The organism is Metallosphaera sp. D4-4 (assembly GCF_046245145.1).
In the GTDB taxonomy this organism is placed as follows: Archaea; Thermoproteota; Thermoprotei_A; order Sulfolobales; family Sulfolobaceae; genus Metallosphaera; species Metallosphaera sedula.
The window spans coordinates 727442-744334 of sequence record NZ_CP176412.1 but is presented as its reverse complement, the minus strand read 5'-3'; the positions used below and the strand labels follow the sequence as shown (position 1 = coordinate 744334).

The window sequence follows — 16893 nt, the reverse complement described above, 5'->3', positions numbered from 1 at the left end:
AGACTTGTCATGAAGATCCTTTCGTGGAACGTCAACGGCCTCAAGGCGATACTTGGTAAGGGCCTTCTTGATCTTGTAAAGAAGCAGGAATACGACATCTTGATGTTCCAAGAGGTTAAGAGTAACCAGTTACCCATTGATTTCCAACTACTTCCGTATAGGTCCTATCTTTACCCAGCTAAGAAGAAGGGTTATAGCGGAACACTTACCTTAACCAGGATAGAGCCAATATCCGTGAGGTACGGAATGGGAGATGAGGAGTTTGACTCCGAGGGCAGGGTTATCACACTTGAATTTCAAAAGGTTTACGTTATCAACGTCTATTTCCCGAACGCAGGAGAGGAACTTAAGAGATTGGATTTCAAGTTGAGGTTCAATCAAAGGTTCCATGAATTTGTGAAGGGCCTTGGAAAGCCCTGCGTGATCTGTGGGGACTTCAACGTAGCGCACGAGGAGATAGATATAGCAAGACCAAAGGACAACGTCGACCACGCAGGTTTCACTCCAGAGGAGAGAAAGTGGTTTCACGAGTTTCTTGCCTCTGGGTTCGTGGACACCTTCAGGATGTTTGTAAAGGAGGGAGGCCATTATTCGTGGTGGTCCTATAGGTTCCATGCCAGGGAAAAGAACATAGGCTGGAGAATAGACTACTGCGTTGTATCCAAGGAGCTAGAGAAACATGTAAAGAAGGCCGAAATTCTAGAAAAGGTGATGGGGTCTGACCACGCTCCAGTCACCTTGGAGCTTGATATTTAACCTGGGCGTGATGAAGGTTAAGTCTGCCAATTACAGAATCAAGATCAAGTAAATCGTTTCCAGTAACTCGTAGATGCCGTAATACGTTAGACCGTTCGCGATTTGTATTTTGCTAAGACCACCCCTTACATAGTAGGCCCCACCGAGCACATGGATTACGAGATAGAGAACCCCGAGATAATATAGCACGCCAGCAACCGCATGTAACGCGATCAGGACTATGTAGAATACTGCTTCGTAGACGGCGATGAGATTTCCAAGTCTTTTCGGGAACGTCATTTTCATGAAAGAGATAACTGTCCCGGTAAGATGAATAAGTATCATCACCAAAATCATGAACAAGATAAATTCCATTTAACCACCTCACATATACTTGGGCTTCCATCCTGCCGGCAAGATACTATCCCTTAGCTCGAAAAGTATGTTCGGATTCCAGGCCAATTGCTTGTCCAATTCACGGTAAATGCTATGTTCCTCGATGGAGTTATGTGCCTTAAGCAGTTGCATGAGGAGAATGAGTTTCACTTCAGTTTCGTTGTCCCTTTCCTCTAGGAGTCGAAGAATAGTGTCCAACAGGTTCCAGATAGCTACGTGTTGCATCATTAGCTCACTTATCCAGTTGTCAAGATCTGGACACTTTAGGTAAGGAAAGAGAACCTCTTCCTCCAGGAAGATATGTGTCTTTATCCTGGCGCTTGCTATTTTCGCCTTATTCCATGCTCTCTCCCAGTCTCTCCTTTTAATCTCCTTTAGGGTCTCTTCCAATTCATTATCTCCACTTACATGGTCCCTAGTCATGAACAGGGAGATAGTCTCTATGTTCTCCAATATCCTCACCTAGGGAGGTTTCACGTCGATAGCTGCCACTGGGCATACGTTAACGCATGCCATGCAAAATATACACGCGTTCTCGTTGACTGGATCGGCCTTCTTTTCCGAGACTGGGTTGCCAGGAGTGTCAAACCATTGAAACACGTTCACTGGACATGCAGTTATACATGAACCGTCAGCGATGCAGATGTCAAAGTCTACTCCGACAATGGTTCCATGGACTCCCAAGACTCTAGGCGAATCTACGTTTCCATAAACCTTATGGCCCACATGTTCCCCCGACACTGGCCTTGATCTGTAGTTGGGATCTATTCCCATCACATCACCGAGAGTCTCATCTCGAGACGCTAAGAAAAATTAGTACCCTAAACATTAAGGGTTAATCTAGAACCAATAATTTTACTAACAAATAAATATAACCTTTCTCTCAGGAAACGATTTAAGCTTCATATTGATTGTCACTAGCTTCGCTGGCTTAACCTAGTACAATGTATTGAAATAGTAAACATGGATTCCCATGGCATCAAGCCATCTTTGAACTAAACTTCTAGAGAGAGCATACTCTTTACGAAAGATTTCACTTTTCTCGGTCAGGCTTCTATTTTCTCTTACCTACGGAGATTCTGCTAAATAGAGACTCGTTTTCCAGTAATCCCACAGAAGAGTCTTAGCTCCACAGGCAGGGTAATCTCGACTCAGACAACTATATGCATCCACTTATCTACCAAGAGCGTGTAACCATGAAATCGTTGGATTTTGTCTAACTAATCCCGATTGATCGCCAAATCTACTGTTAATTTGCGATATGCTTCCTCCATGTCATTCCAGAATCTCTCTAGTAACTTTGACTTATTAACATAGTATTCAAATTGAAAACGGCCTTTTCCGCGTTTTATCGTACCGCTTCTTCTTTGTCTCCTCTCAACTAAACCTAGCTCGTACAATCTTTTTAAAGAGAGGCTTAAAGATACCTTAGGCACGCCAATCAACGGTATTAACTCCTCAACCGTTATCGGCTTTTCGGACGTCCACAATCTCCATAGGACCTCGGTGGTTGTGGGGCTAAGTCCATAGATGCATCTTACCAATTTTGCCGCAACTCTATCTGCCGTGTTATAATTAGTTTGGGTGATTTGATCCATAAAAACAATGATTATTTCTTGATTTTAATTATAGACCCTAAATATTTAGGCCTTTATAGTTATCTAAACACCAACGGAAAACTCCCTAAGCATTTAGGGTTCATCCTTTTTTGTAGTTAGGCACATTAGATCATATGACCACACTGGATTTGAGGGAGGTAGATCCTCCTCTTAGACATAAGCTGGTATTAGAAACTTTTCATAAGATGAGGCCTGGAGAGGAACTGGAAGTGATAGCTGACCACTATCCGGCTCATCTCCTCCAACTAATCTCGGGTAAGATTAAGAAATACGAGGTCAAAGAGAGCGGCGAGGGCATCTTTGTGCTAAAGCTAATCAAGGGTGGAGAAGAACCTAGACCTATAGTATCTCGCCTGTCTGATTATAGAAAATCAGGAGAAACATTTACTCCAATACCAGTTATCAGAAAGGACGAGTATGGAGCCATTCTAGTCTTCTTCAAACCTGGACAGTATATTCCAACACATGCCCCTGACTCGGACCTTATTTTCTACGTAATTGAGGGAAAAGGGAAGGCCCAGATTGGGGATAACCAAGTTGAGATAGATAAGGGTTCTATCCTTGTTGTTCCAAAGGGTGTAAAGAGGGGAATAACGGCAGAAACATATATGGAAGCGCTACATGTGGTGGTTCCAGCTCCATCCCCAGAGGACCATGAAAAAGTGATGGAGGCCGCAGCTAGGGGGATTAGGGAAGTTCAGTTAAAAGGGTAATCAGGCTAGCTCCATTACTCGTTAGTAATTTGGATTCTCCACAAAAAGTTTCCCTGAGAAATACTTGGGATAGATAACTCCATCTTGTAAATCCTCATACGATTTCCATAAAATGATCACTATAGATAAACTCGTTACTGACGACTTAACGTCCTAAGGTTTTCCTTAAGCTTATTTTAAGCTACCGTAGCAGATTGTGTCATGGAAATCGAATACCTAGAAATTGAAAGCGATTATCTCCGTGATAATCCCTGGAAGGACCCGTACAAGAGGAAGGTGGCTGTGGTGACCACTGGATCCACCGAGGATATCCCTGGGATTCTCTACCTCAGCGGCTATTTCTCAACGTCACTGGCCCAGTTAAACCTGGACCCTCTCTCAGAGTCCCTGAAGGACAAGGTAGGAAGACTTTACGCAGAGAGAAAGATTGGCGACTTGGCCCTCATCCTTCCAGACACCTTCACCTCTCTGGGAGGCAACCAGTACCTGGACTCGAAGGCAATAGGTCTATACGAATCCTTTCTCGTAAGGGAACTTGTTCCACTCGTGAGGGAGAAGTACCAGATCACATCCCTAGGTGTCATGGGAAAGTCCTCGGGCGGATATGGAGCCCTACACCTGGGAAGTAAGTACGACTTTCAGGCGATAGCAGTTCACTCAGCCGACGCCTACTTCGAATATGCCTACCTTCCTCTTTTTCCACGGGTGATCCAGACTCTAAGAAGAACCGGTACCCCCAAAGACTTCGTGAGCATGTTCTGGGCTCAGCAGGACCGTAAAAGGAGAGACCTGTTGGACGCAATGATGATCATAGGACTTTCAGCCTTTTACTCTCCCACGGAAAATGTGGAGTTACCCTTTGAACTTGAAACTGGAAGGGTTAGGGATGACGTTTGGAGACACTGGCTTTCCTTGGATCCAGTTAGGTTCCTTGAAGAACGAAAGGAAAAACTTAGGGGAAAGTCAATCTACATAGACGTTGGAGATAGGGACGACTTTCATCTCCAGTATGGAAATAGGATAATACACGAGATGCTGAACAACTGGAAGATAGCTCACGTCTATGAGGAATTTCATGGGGGACACATGAACACATCGTACAGATATGACGTCTCCCTAGTTTACCTCTACGAAAACCTGAAGGCCAAGTAAAACTTGCTAATGCCTTTACCTTCTGTGAGGTTGTCCCTTGATAATGGAAAGAGTGAGTGGTCCATGTGTACTAAAGATTCGTAACTCTTTTTCCAACTCCTTTCTCAACTATTTCATTACCGTGTATTATTCTATATAAATATATCATTCTCTATCATCTAGAAGAAAGATTATTTATCTTCTATGACAAACACATTATTAATGATAGAAGTTGTGTTGCTAACAAAAGTAATTCTGACGATGGTTGGGGTCATTTCCTCAGTGTATGGCATAAGCTACGTTATTCTAGGAAGGTTTGATATACCCTTCATACCTAAGAAGGACTCAACCATGATCGGCTCGATGCTCATAGGGATAGCGTTAGCTCTATTTATTATTTCAGCGTTCATTCCCTAGATGAATGTGCTAGTTGGATTCGAGGATGGACAGGTTTTTTCCCTTGAAGATACAGGAGTGATAAAGAGGTCTTCAGGACTACCCTCCGTGATGATTGTCAGGGAATTAACAAGGGAGAAACTTCAGGACTATGCAAGTAGAGGAGTCAAGGTCTTTGTATGTAACTCGGATGAGAAGGAGTGTCTATCCCAGGTACTAAACAAGATATTCCCGCACTGCAAAACCTGTAAGTTCGCTTAGCACTTCCTCTGCAGGACAAGACCAAAGTGATAGGGACCAGGAGAGAACTCGGTCACTACCTGAAAATCCTTGAACGTGGTAAGGTAATCTTCACGTGACATCCTAATATGAATCGGTGGTCCAAAGGGGACATCTTTCCTCCAGTCCACAATTATTACCCTACCGCAAGGTTTAAGGATCCTCATGACTTCCCTGTAAGCTCCCTCCCTGTCCATGTCATGAAAGGAACTTGAGAACACCACTACATCCACTGATGATGATGGGAGAGAAGTATGTTCCGACGGCTCGTTGAGAAAAACGGTGGAGCTTTTCTTCACCCTAGTTTTAGCTATATCAAGAGCTTCCTTACTTAGGTCGATACAGTACAACTTAAGGGAGTGTTCCTCAAGCACTGGACAGTAATATCCTGGACCGCATCCCATATCCACTACTACTTCATTTCCGTGGAGCAATGACGGAATAAACTTCTCGGGGTCCTCAAATTTCTTCCTTTCTGGATCTAAAAGTCTCCTGAAATGATGATCCATGATCCTGTTACATCTTCAATACTTAAATCGTTTAGTGATTAAGTTTCTCTTGCGTTACGAGAAGAATATAATCCCGCTTAAAAGGGTTTCGGCTTCCTGTCCGGATAATCGGGACAAAAATCCCTAGATTAATATCCAGTATTCTTAACATCCTTTGCAATTTCCACATTCTTCAATGTATATTCTGTACTATATTCTAGAATACGCTCCATGTCAATCTCAAGTGCCACAGCCACAGCTTGTCCGGATTCCAGTATAAGGTTTGCTAGAACTTCATTACCAGTTATTACTTGATTTCCTCTTATCATTTTCATGTGACTTAGCTTCCCATCCTTAACCTGAATGCTTGCTCTCAGATTCTTGCCTTTGATTACAATAGCTCCTGTCTTCATATTGCTCATAAGTTGCCTTATTTTAGTTGCTATCTCTGAGATTTCTCCCTCTACCCTGCCCACTTCAGTCATAGGTAACCCTTGGAGTTCAGGCACTACAACCTGTTCCTTCTCTAAGTATAGCTTTAAGTATGGCAATATGTGGTCTTGGATGAAATGTTCTGCAAGTTGAAAGGGATTCTTTCCCATTAACTTGTCCAGCGCAGAGCTCTTGTAGGTAACATCTAGACCTATTCTAATTTTCGATCCTGACGCTGAGTCCTCAACCATAAATTCAGTTCTCCATTCAAACTTGCCGTCGTCTGATTTTCCGGTATAGACTATGGCTCCTCCGGATAGATTAGGGCCACTCATATGCCCTAGGATCACGTGTAATTTAGTGTCTGGCGTACCAAAGATATAGAGAACCCTATAATCTCTCTCAGGGCTAGTTAGTCTTCCAGGAGCCACGTATTGACCTGTTGCCTTATCCAGTACCTGCAGAATATTAACATGGCCCATCACTCCTGAGAAGAGGAAGGGATCCATTAATCCTGACTTAATCACTGATTTAGGCGCTTTAACATCAATTTCATAGGTCTGTAACATACCTATCAGCTTTGATAGATTACTTAATCTTATAAAAAATTTTTTCCCCAAATACGCTTAAGATTACTACTGTCTCTTGACTGATAGTAATCTAATGACGTTTAAATATTCTTCGCTCCAAGGTCTGATAAACCAGTTCGCTTATGGAATCGGCGCTCAGTTTCACTCCACCGCGTGTCCCTTTTCTAGAGGGAAGATCGTTGAAACTAGTATTTCCACGAACTGATAGTAATGGAATAGGTGATGACATGGAAGGTTACGTAATAGATGCCATACCGTACAGGGGTAGAATAAAGATCGTGCTTAACTCCTTCAGAGAGGCGTGGATTAAGACAACCTATCCCATTTACGTCATCACCGATAGACCTGACCTCGTGATGCAACATCCCTCGGTGGTGTCCCACGAAGAGGAGGAGTGGAGAACCCTATCTGGCGAAAGGATTACCCTACACAGGTACGAGCTACTAGACCTTGAGGCGTGGTCCTATATTTCCAGGAGAACGACCGTGGTGAACCAGCTTCCCACCACACTTTCCCTTGTCCTGGACAGGCTAGGTGCTAGACCCTTCAGAAGGGTCAGGATAGACGAGGGTAAAGTCCTCGAATCCTGGGATCCGGGCCTATCTTTTCCGCCCGTGAAATACGCCACGGTGATAACGCATGACTGGTATGGCCCCTCAGAGACGGGGAACATGTTTGAGGCTGACGTGAATGGGGAGAAGCAGAGAGGATTCCTGAGAGACCTGGATCTCGAGGTAGACGTTGCGGGCTGTTTCGGACGTGCGTGCGATCACGTGAAGGCGCCAGTTAAGATAAAACTTGAACAAAAGAGGTCTCCGGTCTCCATTAAGGGGTTAATTGAGTGGTCCTACACCTGCAAGACACCCATAAGGGAACTGGTGGACGCAACCATAGGGAAAGCGCTGACCACGAACGAAGCGTGGGTCGCATTCGAGAGGAAAATAGTTGTTCCCAACAAGGTCCCGAGGGTAGAGAAGCTCAGGGATCTGGATGAACTGCTCTTCAACGATAAGGGTGGACTAGTCCTGTTTCCCAGGATTGGTTGCTTCGACGATGCCTGGCAAGTTGACTTCTCCTCTATGTATCCTTCTCTCATAGTTAAGCATAACATCTCCGGGGAAACCATTGACGCCTGCAATGACGTGGTCACAGAGATAGGTCATACCATCTGCAATAGCGAGAGGGGGATAGTACCAGAGGCACTATCCTGGTTAATACGAAGGAAAGAGGCCCTAAAGCCCGTGGACCCCGAGAGGGCCGAGGCAATAAAATGGATACTTGTTGCCTCCTTTGGGTATCTAGGATACAGGAACTCGAAGTTTGGGAAGATTGAGGCATATGAACTGGTGACCTACTACGCCAGGAAGACGTTGAGGAGAGCCTTAGAAATTGCGCAAGAAATTGGGATAGAGGTGCTTCACGGGATAGTGGACTCCCTCGTGATTAGGGGAGATGCCCAACAGTTGATGAAGAGGCTGGAGGAGGAGACTGGGCTACACCTTCACTCAACTAAGCTTAAGTGGATAGTTCTTGGTGGGAGAAGGGATGGACTTCCGTACCCCATGAGGTACTTTGGAATGACGGAGGAGGGAATGAAATACAAGGGGGTCATCAGGAGAAACATGCCGAACTTAGTAAGGGGTTTCCTCGAGAGCTCCATGAACATCCTTTCCAGGGCGGAGACGTGCAATGACCTGAAAAGGCTTAGGTCAAACCTACTCGAGAACCTCAGGGAGTATGAAGAGAGGGTAGTTCATGGGGAGCCCAGGGACTTCGTTATGTGGGTGAAGGGAGAGCCATACGTGAGGGGAGTGAGGGGGTTCTACAACGCAAGGAGAGGGTTCATGGGGAGGGATACGAAGTACTATCTGGAATATCTTAGGAGAACGGCGAGGGAGGTCCTGGGAATTGGATGAGAGACCACTCACGGGGTTTCAGGAACTCGACAGGATAACCCGAGACGACGAGTTCGTGGAATTCTACTCAACCGATTGGGAACTATTGCGAGTATTCTACCACAGGGTTATAGCACTATCGTCCCCTATCCTAGTAGTGGTGGTCTCGGAGAGGGGCGGACTCGATCCAGTCCTGGTGAGGAGATTCCAACGCATATTCAACGTGACTGGTTCAGTGAAGTTGAGGAGGGCGTTCAAGGCGGAGGACGTGGAACCCACAATAAGGGCCATGGGGGACATGGAGTTGATCGTGATTGATCCATATCATCACAGGAACGGTAGAGAGTACTCGAAAATAGTTGGGGCACTGAGGGAGAGAAGGGGGAAGCGTTTCCTGTTCAGTTACATGGATAGGCAGAGAGAGGGGTCAACCTTTGGGCTCCACTCCGCCCACAGCGTAATCAAGCTTGAGAGAACACGAACCGGTTTCAGGGCAGTGATAATGAAGAGCGTCATCATCGATAACGTGGAGATACCCTACGGGCTCTGGGACATTTACGGAAGGGGAGACGAGGGGTTAATGAGGTGGCTTCTCTAGGACTACGTGACAAGATATTTCCCCCTGCTGACTATTCTAGGAAATGGGACATCGCGATCCAGGAGATGTATTTCCCCATCTCTCGCCCTAAAGACCAGGGTTTTGCCCTTCACCCAGAGGTTTGCGGTTAAGGCACATACTACTGCGTCAGCTTCGTCCTTGCTCGGCGAAAGTTGTCTCCAGTCCCATCCAGGTAGTTTGAGGGACGACGTGGGATGGGTCTCAATTGCCCTTAATCTCCTGGACAGTCTTATTCCCCTCTCAGTGAGGCTCGAGATAAAGGAAGGAGGGAAAACCCTCAGTCCCCTGGACAGGAGAAGTCTATCCACTTCCCTGTATCCCCTCGCTGAGGTGAGGGGTGCATCTAGGGCAACCACAGTAGCTTCCTTACATTTCTCCAGGATCTCGTCGTCGGTATCGAGAAAGGATACGGCAATTACATTGTTATCTATCGTGGCCACTGCCGACTTACGTTTGACTGCCAGGTCTATTCCGCACTCCATTACTCCTCCTCCCTAACCATTTCCAGACTCTCAGCCAGGAGAAAACCTAGAATTATCCAACCCAAGAAGAAGTAAACCACGTACTTCTCTAGCTGAACCAGTGAAATGAGCAGAACCCAGGCCGAGAAGGCCAAGGATATAGCGGAAAAGGCTATTTCGTGGAGATGCTTCAGAGGCTTTTTCCTTCCCATTCTCGCGAGGGAGACCCCAGCCGCCATGTGGATGTAAAGGTTACTCATTCCTGATACCCCTCCAATCAGGCCTAGTGCCACCAGAGGACTGAAATTCATTGAGAGAAAAGAGAGCGAGAGTATCACCAACACCGAGATTAGTACTTCGGCCACCTTGGGCTGACCCTTATACTCCTTCGCGAGATAACTGATTAGATGGCCATTTTTGGACATATTATAGAGAGTCCTTGACCCAGCCAACAGGTACGCTATTCCTCCCAGCACAGCATCGCTCAGAGCTATGGCGGATATCAGGATACCCCCTACAAGTCCAAACTCTGAGGTGAGCAATTGAACTAGATTACCCGTGAAACCTAGGGCCGCTAAAGCGTAGAAGAAGAAGGATGCCAATCCACCTCCTATGACTGGAACAAGGAGGGAAATCCTACTCACCGTTTTGGAAGCATTCTCAATCTCCTCAGGGTAACTGACTATGCTGGAGTAGCCCGATGGTATTCCAATACCAAAAAGTATTGCCTCTGGCAGGTTCATTGGAAGGGAAGTAGGAATGGGATTATAAAACGCAAACCCGGATCTATACATGAAGAAAATCGAGAGACCTAGGATTGCTATTATCTCCAATATGCCCACAGCCACTGCATACTTGGCTGAAAGCTTTACCCCGGCAATAACTATCGTGGAGGCAAGAATGGAAACTATCAGGGTAAGGTATAGGGGGCTAATGCCGGTTAACAGATTAAGTACATAAACCCCACCCATCATTAAGGTACCACCGTAGCTTAACGAGTAAAGAATATACATCCAGCCCGTAGTTATGCCCAAGTTATTGGTCAGCGTGTGTAGGGCATAGGTGTAATATCCGCCTCCTTTGTTGAATCTCTTCGAAAGTGAATAAACCACTGACGCGTTAGCCATTACCACGAGGGTAGTAACTATCATCGCAAACCCAGAATGAATGCCAACGTAGGAAATCATCACTGTACCGAACGCCATGAGCGAAATGAAGGGCGATTGTCCGCCAAAGGACAGGAAGAACACCTCAGTGGGTGAGATTTTTGGTTTACTACCCATCGTAACTATTACTGAACGGAAGTATAAATCACGCACTCTTGAACGGTTCTAAACGAAGGGCCTAGACTCATAAACTCGCTCTAAGTTAAACGTTATGTACTAGTATTCTCCTTACTTAATCATGCCACTCGTTGGAGTAATAATGGGAAGCAAGAGCGACTGGGAAGTCATGAGGGAGGCCGTGGATATCCTGAAAAACTTTGGGGTTAGTTACGAGGCCAAGGTTGTGTCTGCCCATAGATCACCTGAGTTCATGATGAAATACGCTAAGGAGGCACATGAGAGGGGTATAGAGGTTATTATTGCAGGAGCTGGCGGAGCTGCCCATCTCCCTGGTATGGTGGCCTCACTAACCCATCTCCCCGTTATAGGGGTACCGGTTCCATCGAGGAACCTTAACGGTCTTGATTCCCTGCTTTCTATTGTCCAAATGCCCTACGGCGTCCCAGTTGCGACTGTGGCCATCGGAGGGGCAAAGAACGCTGGCCTGCTGGCTATTAGAATACTATCCGTAAAGTATCCCGAGCTGGGAGAGAAAATGAGAAAGTTCATGGAGGAGATGAGGAATGACGTACTCTCCACGGAACTCGTTTAAGTTCTGTATCCTTGGGGGAGGCCAACTTGGCTGGATGATGGTTCTTGAGGGGTTGAAGTTTCCAATCTCCTTCCTCGTATACGGGGAGAAGGAGGATCCAGCCTGCAAGATTGCCAACTGTTTCAAGGATGAGTATAGGAAGGTTATTGAGGAGTGCGACGTCGTCACATACGAGTTTGAGCACGTGGATGATAAGCCACTTGAATTGGCCAGGGACCTTAACAAGCTGATGCCTGGAATGAATGCGGTCGAACTCAAGAGGGCGAGGCATCTGGAAAAGGAATTTCTAAGGAGAGAAGGATTACCGGTACCACGTTTCGTCACTGTGAGGGGTGGAGATGAGGCACTTAGGATTCTCAAGGACGAGTTCAATGGCACAGGAGTTATAAAGAGATCCAAGGGTGGTTACGATGGAAAGGGGCAGTTCTTCGTGAGGGGAGACCCCGAGAAATACTCTTTCCTTAGGGAGGAGAACGATTACTTCGTTATTGAGGAGCTAGTCAACTTCGATTATGAGGCCTCAATAATAGCTGTAAGGAGGGGAAACGAGTTCAGGGCGTATCCTCCGACGTTCAACTATAACGAAAAGGGAATCCTTGTTTATAATTACGGGCCCTTCGGTAACGAGGAGATGGTGAAGATTGCTGAGGAACTCACGAGAAAATTGAACTATACAGGGGTGATAGGAATAGAGTTTTTCGTCAGGGATGGAAAGGTGCTCATCAACGAGTTCGCCCCCAGGGTTCATAACACGGGCCATTACACTTTGGACGGAGCAGAGGTATCCCAGTTTGAACAACACGTTAGGGCCCTGGCTGGATTGGAACTGGGAAGTGCCAAAGTGCTTACCTTCTCGGGGATGATAAACGTACTGGGCATAGCCTCTCCTCCTATGGAGATCCTAAAGCTTGGGACCCTATACTGGTATGGAAAAAGCGAGGCTAGGAAAAGGAGGAAGATGGGGCACGTGAACGTTCTAGGAGACGATCTGGCTCAAGTTAAGGAAAAGATTGAAAATGTTATGAATATATTATATCCCAATGGGCCTGATCTATGAAGTTTAATTTCAAAATCTGGATTGAGGACGATGAGGGAAAACCTGTGATGGGAAAGGGTGGAGTTGCCCTGGTCAAGGCAATTGTAGACTCGGGCTCCATTGCCAAAGCCTCAGAGGAGATGAAGGTATCGTATAAGTTTGCATGGCAATACGTCAGGAGGATCAATGGGGAAATCGGCGGAATACAAATGAAGAAGGGAGGGAAGAACGCAGGCGGAACAAACATTGATCCCAAGGTGATCAAGGCCGTAAGAATTTACGAACAGGCGCAGGAGGAGGTCAGAAGAGTCCTAGAAAAATATTCGAAAATGTTGGAGGAGGAAATGGGTTAACGCGTATCACAACTTGTGTTTTTATCTTTCCTTGAGGGCCTTTATTGCCCCATTCACGAAATCTAGGAGAACCTTTTGGGGTTCCTTTGCCTTCATGATGGCACTGGCTGCCCCAACCCCGTCAGAGCCCAACTTCATTGCAACGTATACATCCTCACCTGAAGTGATACCTGCACCCGCAATGAGGTAAACTCCCTGCACCTTTTTTATCTCGTCCACTGCGCTCGTTATGACCTCTGGTCTAGCCTTGGACACAGACACCCCCGTGCCTATTAACTCAGGCGGTTCCACCAAAACTGCTGTGGGTTTAAGAAGAGCCATTGGAGCAACCAGTTCATATCTATCCACGCAAATCACTGACTCTAGACCCAACTTTTTCATCCTCTTTAAAGCGTCGTCCATCTCGTCCATTCTTACCCTCCTTTCACTATGATTTAGTAAGCTTCCCTTAGCCCCAGCGTCCTTTATCAGCTCTGGGGTCACTGCCCCCGTGTGGGCTCCTTCAGGAACCCCATCCACATGCTGAGCATATACGGGTATTGTGACCGACTCGGCCACTCTAGTTATCATAGTGGCTGGGACCGCAATGATTATCTCAGTTGACGTCTCCAGTGCAACCTTCTCTACAATCTTGGCCATTTCCAGACCTCTTCTGCCGTAAGAGGTCTCGTAGACCTTAAAGTTCACAAGGATGATTGGAACTTTCATGGATAGAGGAGAACTAGTTTTAAATTAAGTTTTGTTGTCTAAACTCCCCTAAAGTCTACATGTAGAATATGAACACACTAGCTCCTAAGGACCCACGATCATATGAACTTTTCATGTTTAAAGAATTTAAGTAAGGATTTCGCATGGTTAATATGGAAGTTTTTCCCGAATCATTAAGGGGGAGACTCTCTTCTTCAATGTTAAGCAAATTAAATCAGCTTAATAATAATTATCTTGTTACCTTTTTATCTAGTGTGGCAGAATTATGTGAACCAGATAGCATTTATCTAGTGGAGGGAACTGGGGAGGACTTAGAATACGTGAAAAGAAGGGCCTTGGAAAACGGGGAAGAGATACCCCTACGCAACAGGAATCACACAATTCACTTCGACCACCCCCTGGATCAGGCACGAGCTAGAGAGGACACCTTCATTCTGAGCGGAAAGATTCCCTTCGTGAACACCAGGCCGAAAGAGGAAGGATTGAAGGAAGTTCTGGGAATCCTCAAGGGGTCCATGCGGAACAGGGAAATGTTTGTGGGTTTCTACTCGCTAGGCCCAGTTAACTCCAGGCATAGAATCCTTGCTGTTCAGGTCACCGACTCAGCTTACGTGATACACAGCGAACTGATGCTATACAGGAGCGCCTTCAAGGAATTCCGCGGTAACGTAAATTTCCTGAGGTTTGTTCACTCTAAGGGAACGCAGGATATCAAGAAAAGGAGGATAGCCATAGACCTCGATGGGACAGTTTACAGCGTCAACACAACTTACGCAGGAAACAGTGTTGGGCTGAAAAAGCTGGCACTGAGGTTGACCCTGAACATGGCAGTTAAGGAGGGATGGCTCTCAGAACACATGGCTATCATAGGAATTGATGGTGAGAGAACACACTACATTACTGCGTCCTTCCCATCGGGTTCAGGTAAGACCAGTACGTCCATGTTGGGCAAGTTAATAAGTGACGATCTGGCCTTCATTAGGAACGTGGAGGGAAGCCCAAGGGCGTGGAACCCTGAGTCGGGAGTTTTCGGTATAATTCACGGAATCAACCCCAGAGACGATCCCATAATCTGGGAAGTCCTACATCAAAACGACGAAGTAATTTTCTCCAATGTGCTGTTGAAACCGGATGGTACGGTTTACTGGGAGGGGAGTGGAGAACCTGAACCTGAAAAAGGAGTAAATTTCACCGGGGAGTGGTGGAAGGGGAAGAAAGACGAGAATGGGAAACCCATCCCAGCAAGTCACCCAAACGCTAGGTTCACAGTTAGGCTCACATCCTTTAGAAACCTTGATCCGAGATATGAGGATCCTGAAGGAGTTGAAGTTGAGGCTATGATATTTGGGGTCAAGGATTACAACACGCTTGTCCCCATAGCCGAGGCTTTTGATTGGGGTCATGGGGTCATAACCATGGGAGCTTCCATGGAGTCAGCCAGAACCAGCGCTGTTCTAGGGAAGTCTGACGAGATGGAGTTCAATCCCATGGCACTCTTGGACTTCATTTCGGTGTCGCTGGGTAAATACCTTAGTAACTACCTTGATTTTGGAAAGAGATTGAGCAAGACTCCCAGGATATACAGCGCTAACTACTTCCTGAAGGACGAGAAGGGTTTCCTGAACGGTAAGGAGGATAAGAGGGTATGGTTGAGGTGGATAGCCGAGAGACTTGAGGGAAAGGCTGACTCTGTACGGACCCCCATTGGTTACATTCCCACATACGACGACCTATCCAGGCTGTTCTCACAGGTGTTGGGTAAGGGTTATTCGAGGGAAAGCTATGAGGCCCAATTTACTATCAGGCTCAAGGGGTATAAGGAGAAGTTCAAGAGAATCAAGGACATCTATCTGAGCATAGAGGATACGCCTAGCGAAGTCATAGAGATACTGGACAGGCAATTGCTCGAGATAGACAAGTCCATGAGAAAGTTTGGTGACAGGGTTACCCCATCCCAGCTTGAATGAGTTCAGTTTTCTATCTCGAGGATTTCCCTGTGAAGCAGGTGGACTAGCCCTTCCCCGCCAATCAGTATGAGACCAAGTCCAACCAACGCGAATAGCCCTACAGGAAGAAGAAAGGGTATCGCCTCCAACACTCCCACCCTCGCAACGTTGGTCATTAACTCGTCAACGCCCAATATACTTGTTAAATAGTCATCCCCTGCTCCCTTCCTGAGTGCTCTGAACCACATTATCTCGAGATTAGCGTCGGCGAAGGTCAAGGCGAACATGGAATAGAGGAGGACCCACGGCGTGTGGAGGAGGAGAGGAGGAAAGAGTGAAACCTTGAGAACCAAGTTGATTATATCCATCACGGCTGAACTCTTCAACTTTGTGACAACATAGGACCCGGAAAGTATTCCTAGATAAAAGGCAGCTTGAGCTAGACTGTAAAAGATCTCCGTGCCTCCCTCCAGTGAAACCAGGAGAGGCGTATAATTAACTAGAAAGGAGATTGCGCCCTGATCAATAGCTAAACCCAGTATGGCTCCCCTAGCCTCAGACCTGGAGAAAAATAGCCTGAACCCTGTGAGGAGATTCACGTCTTTCTTTCCTTGGTTTATCTTTAGGTTACGTATAAGGGGAAGAGAGACGGCTAGGGCTGTGGCTGAGATTAAGAGCACGTATGGGCCTAACACGTTGAGGAGAAAGGGCCAGGCCAAGGTACCGGCCAAGGTTGACGGTTCCTTGAATGACCTGTTTATGAAGATTGCTCTTGACATCATTTCCCTGGGAACCATTGTGACAATTGACGCCGAACCAGTTTGAGTAGTTATCTCGGAGTTGAAGGCCCTCGCATATACGACCAATATTCCCAGTAAATACGCGTGGAAACCCATGAGGAGAGCCAGGGCGACAAGAAAACCTGGTGATATGGCCTTGGTCAGGAAAATAACCCTTCCCCTGTCATATCGATCTCCCAGATACCCAGCAAGCGGAGAGACTGCAATCCTTGCTATGACCCTCGAGGAGGCTACCAGCGAGTAGAGGAGGAGATTGTGCAAGTTCAGGTAAAATAGCCACATCACGGTCATTTCGCTTAGCGGAAAGACCCCGGACGTGATCGCATTGTTTATGATAAACCTCTTGAAGTCAGGATAGTCCAGGGGAGATGGCATCATAAATAAAGAAAACAAACAATTTTAAGCCTTTTCCTGTTAG

At 46.4% G+C, this 16893-nt stretch carries 21 protein-coding genes; 11 read left to right on the top strand and 10 right to left on the bottom strand.

Features of this window, described 5'->3' with window-relative positions; all coding sequences use genetic code 11:
* The first annotated feature begins 9 nt into the window (after positions 1-9).
* On the top strand, positions 10-756 hold the full coding sequence (locus tag ACI49J_RS04260) for an exodeoxyribonuclease III (protein ID WP_240252863.1): 747 nt from the start codon (positions 10-12) through the stop codon (positions 754-756).
* A 30-nt stretch (positions 757-786) separates the two neighbouring features.
* Here the strand turns inward: ACI49J_RS04260 and ACI49J_RS04255 are convergent, their stop codons facing one another.
* The 4 genes from ACI49J_RS04255 to ACI49J_RS04240 all read right to left on the bottom strand — a co-directional run bounded on the left by ACI49J_RS04255 (position 787) and on the right by ACI49J_RS04240 (position 2729).
* Entirely contained in the window at positions 787-1110 is a 324-nt protein-coding gene (locus ACI49J_RS04255; protein WP_240252859.1) for a hypothetical protein, read from the bottom strand.
* A gap of 9 nt (positions 1111-1119) precedes the next feature.
* The gene (locus ACI49J_RS04250) at positions 1120-1593 is read right to left on the bottom strand and encodes a hemerythrin domain-containing protein (RefSeq protein ID WP_240252857.1); all 474 of its coding nucleotides are present in this window, start codon (positions 1591-1593) and stop codon (positions 1120-1122) included.
* Positions 1594-1905: a ferredoxin family protein gene (locus ACI49J_RS04245; RefSeq protein ID WP_240252855.1), complete on the bottom strand. Its 312-nt coding sequence runs from the start codon at positions 1903-1905 to the stop codon at positions 1594-1596.
* 446 nt (positions 1906-2351) lie between these two features.
* Positions 2352-2729 carry a MarR family transcriptional regulator gene (locus ACI49J_RS04240; protein ID WP_012021382.1) on the bottom strand — a complete coding sequence of 126 codons (378 nt, stop codon included), beginning with the start codon at positions 2727-2729 and terminating at the stop codon, positions 2352-2354.
* Positions 2730-2863: 134 nt separating this feature from the next.
* Between ACI49J_RS04240 and ACI49J_RS04235 the strand changes: the two genes are divergently transcribed.
* The 4 genes from ACI49J_RS04235 to ACI49J_RS04220 all read left to right on the top strand — a co-directional run bounded on the left by ACI49J_RS04235 (position 2864) and on the right by ACI49J_RS04220 (position 5251).
* Positions 2864-3463 carry a DUF2249 domain-containing protein gene (locus tag ACI49J_RS04235; RefSeq protein WP_240252853.1) on the top strand — a complete coding sequence of 200 codons (600 nt, stop codon included), beginning with the start codon at positions 2864-2866 and terminating at the stop codon, positions 3461-3463.
* 201 nt (positions 3464-3664) lie between these two features.
* A complete protein-coding gene (locus tag ACI49J_RS04230; protein ID WP_240252852.1) occupies positions 3665-4615 on the top strand; it encodes an alpha/beta hydrolase-fold protein in 951 nt (316 codons plus the stop codon).
* A 201-nt stretch (positions 4616-4816) separates the two neighbouring features.
* Positions 4817-5011: a hypothetical protein gene (locus ACI49J_RS04225; protein ID WP_240252847.1), complete on the top strand. Its 195-nt coding sequence runs from the start codon at positions 4817-4819 to the stop codon at positions 5009-5011.
* Positions 5012-5251, top strand: coding sequence for a hypothetical protein (locus ACI49J_RS04220; RefSeq protein ID WP_240252845.1), 240 nt, complete (start codon positions 5012-5014; stop codon positions 5249-5251). It begins immediately after the preceding gene.
* On the opposite strand, the gene ACI49J_RS04215 is transcribed toward ACI49J_RS04220, so the two are convergent.
* Together ACI49J_RS04215 and ACI49J_RS04210 are read right to left on the bottom strand one after the other, a co-directional pair.
* On the bottom strand, positions 5248-5778 hold the full coding sequence (locus ACI49J_RS04215) for a class I SAM-dependent methyltransferase (protein ID WP_240252843.1): 531 nt from the start codon (positions 5776-5778) through the stop codon (positions 5248-5250). The genes ACI49J_RS04220 and ACI49J_RS04215 overlap by 4 nt on opposite strands.
* Before the next feature lie 128 nt (positions 5779-5906).
* Positions 5907-6758, bottom strand: coding sequence for a hypothetical protein (locus ACI49J_RS04210; RefSeq protein WP_240252841.1), 852 nt, complete (start codon positions 6756-6758; stop codon positions 5907-5909).
* A 248-nt stretch (positions 6759-7006) separates the two neighbouring features.
* On the opposite strand from ACI49J_RS04210, the gene ACI49J_RS04205 reads away from it, so the two are divergent.
* Together ACI49J_RS04205 and ACI49J_RS04200 are read left to right on the top strand one after the other, a co-directional pair.
* Positions 7007-8695 carry a DNA polymerase domain-containing protein gene (locus ACI49J_RS04205; protein ID WP_240252839.1) on the top strand — a complete coding sequence of 563 codons (1689 nt, stop codon included), beginning with the start codon at positions 7007-7009 and terminating at the stop codon, positions 8693-8695.
* Positions 8688-9272 (top strand): hypothetical protein, encoded by a 585-nt coding sequence (locus ACI49J_RS04200; RefSeq protein WP_240252834.1) that lies wholly within the window; start codon positions 8688-8690, stop codon positions 9270-9272. Before ACI49J_RS04205 ends, ACI49J_RS04200 begins: the two co-directional genes overlap by 8 nt.
* 2 nt (positions 9273-9274) lie before the next feature.
* On the opposite strand, the gene ACI49J_RS04195 is transcribed toward ACI49J_RS04200, so the two are convergent.
* Complete coding sequence (locus ACI49J_RS04195; RefSeq protein ID WP_240252832.1) at positions 9275-9775, bottom strand: DUF429 domain-containing protein; 501 nt, start codon at positions 9773-9775, stop codon at positions 9275-9277.
* The gene (locus ACI49J_RS04190; protein ID WP_240252831.1) at positions 9775-11037 is read right to left on the bottom strand and encodes an APC family permease; all 1263 of its coding nucleotides are present in this window, start codon (positions 11035-11037) and stop codon (positions 9775-9777) included. Before ACI49J_RS04190 ends, ACI49J_RS04195 begins: the two co-directional genes overlap by 1 nt.
* Positions 11038-11158: 121 nt before the next feature.
* Here ACI49J_RS04190 and purE point away from each other — a divergent pair, with 121 nt between their 5' ends.
* Genes purE through ACI49J_RS04175 form a run of 3 tightly spaced genes read left to right on the top strand, consistent with a single transcriptional unit; the run spans position 11159 to position 13021 of the window.
* Entirely contained in the window at positions 11159-11632 is a 474-nt protein-coding gene (purE, locus tag ACI49J_RS04185; protein ID WP_240252829.1) for a 5-(carboxyamino)imidazole ribonucleotide mutase, read from the top strand.
* A complete protein-coding gene (locus ACI49J_RS04180) occupies positions 11604-12689 on the top strand; it encodes a 5-(carboxyamino)imidazole ribonucleotide synthase (RefSeq protein ID WP_240252828.1) in 1086 nt (361 codons plus the stop codon). The genes purE and ACI49J_RS04180 overlap by 29 nt, the downstream gene beginning before the upstream one ends.
* Complete coding sequence (locus ACI49J_RS04175; protein WP_012021394.1) at positions 12686-13021, top strand: winged helix-turn-helix domain-containing protein; 336 nt, start codon at positions 12686-12688, stop codon at positions 13019-13021. Before ACI49J_RS04180 ends, ACI49J_RS04175 begins: the two co-directional genes overlap by 4 nt.
* A gap of 21 nt (positions 13022-13042) precedes the next feature.
* Here the strand turns inward: ACI49J_RS04175 and tpiA are convergent, their stop codons facing one another.
* A complete protein-coding gene (tpiA, locus tag ACI49J_RS04170; RefSeq protein ID WP_240252827.1) occupies positions 13043-13729 on the bottom strand; it encodes a triose-phosphate isomerase in 687 nt (228 codons plus the stop codon).
* A gap of 152 nt (positions 13730-13881) precedes the next feature.
* On the opposite strand from tpiA, the gene ACI49J_RS04165 reads away from it, so the two are divergent.
* Positions 13882-15696: a phosphoenolpyruvate carboxykinase (GTP) gene (locus ACI49J_RS04165; protein WP_240252823.1), complete on the top strand. Its 1815-nt coding sequence runs from the start codon at positions 13882-13884 to the stop codon at positions 15694-15696.
* Between the two features lie 2 nt (positions 15697-15698).
* On the opposite strand, the gene ACI49J_RS04160 is transcribed toward ACI49J_RS04165, so the two are convergent.
* Positions 15699-16850: a hypothetical protein gene (locus ACI49J_RS04160; RefSeq protein WP_240252821.1), complete on the bottom strand. Its 1152-nt coding sequence runs from the start codon at positions 16848-16850 to the stop codon at positions 15699-15701.
* Positions 16851-16893: the final 43 nt, after the last annotated feature.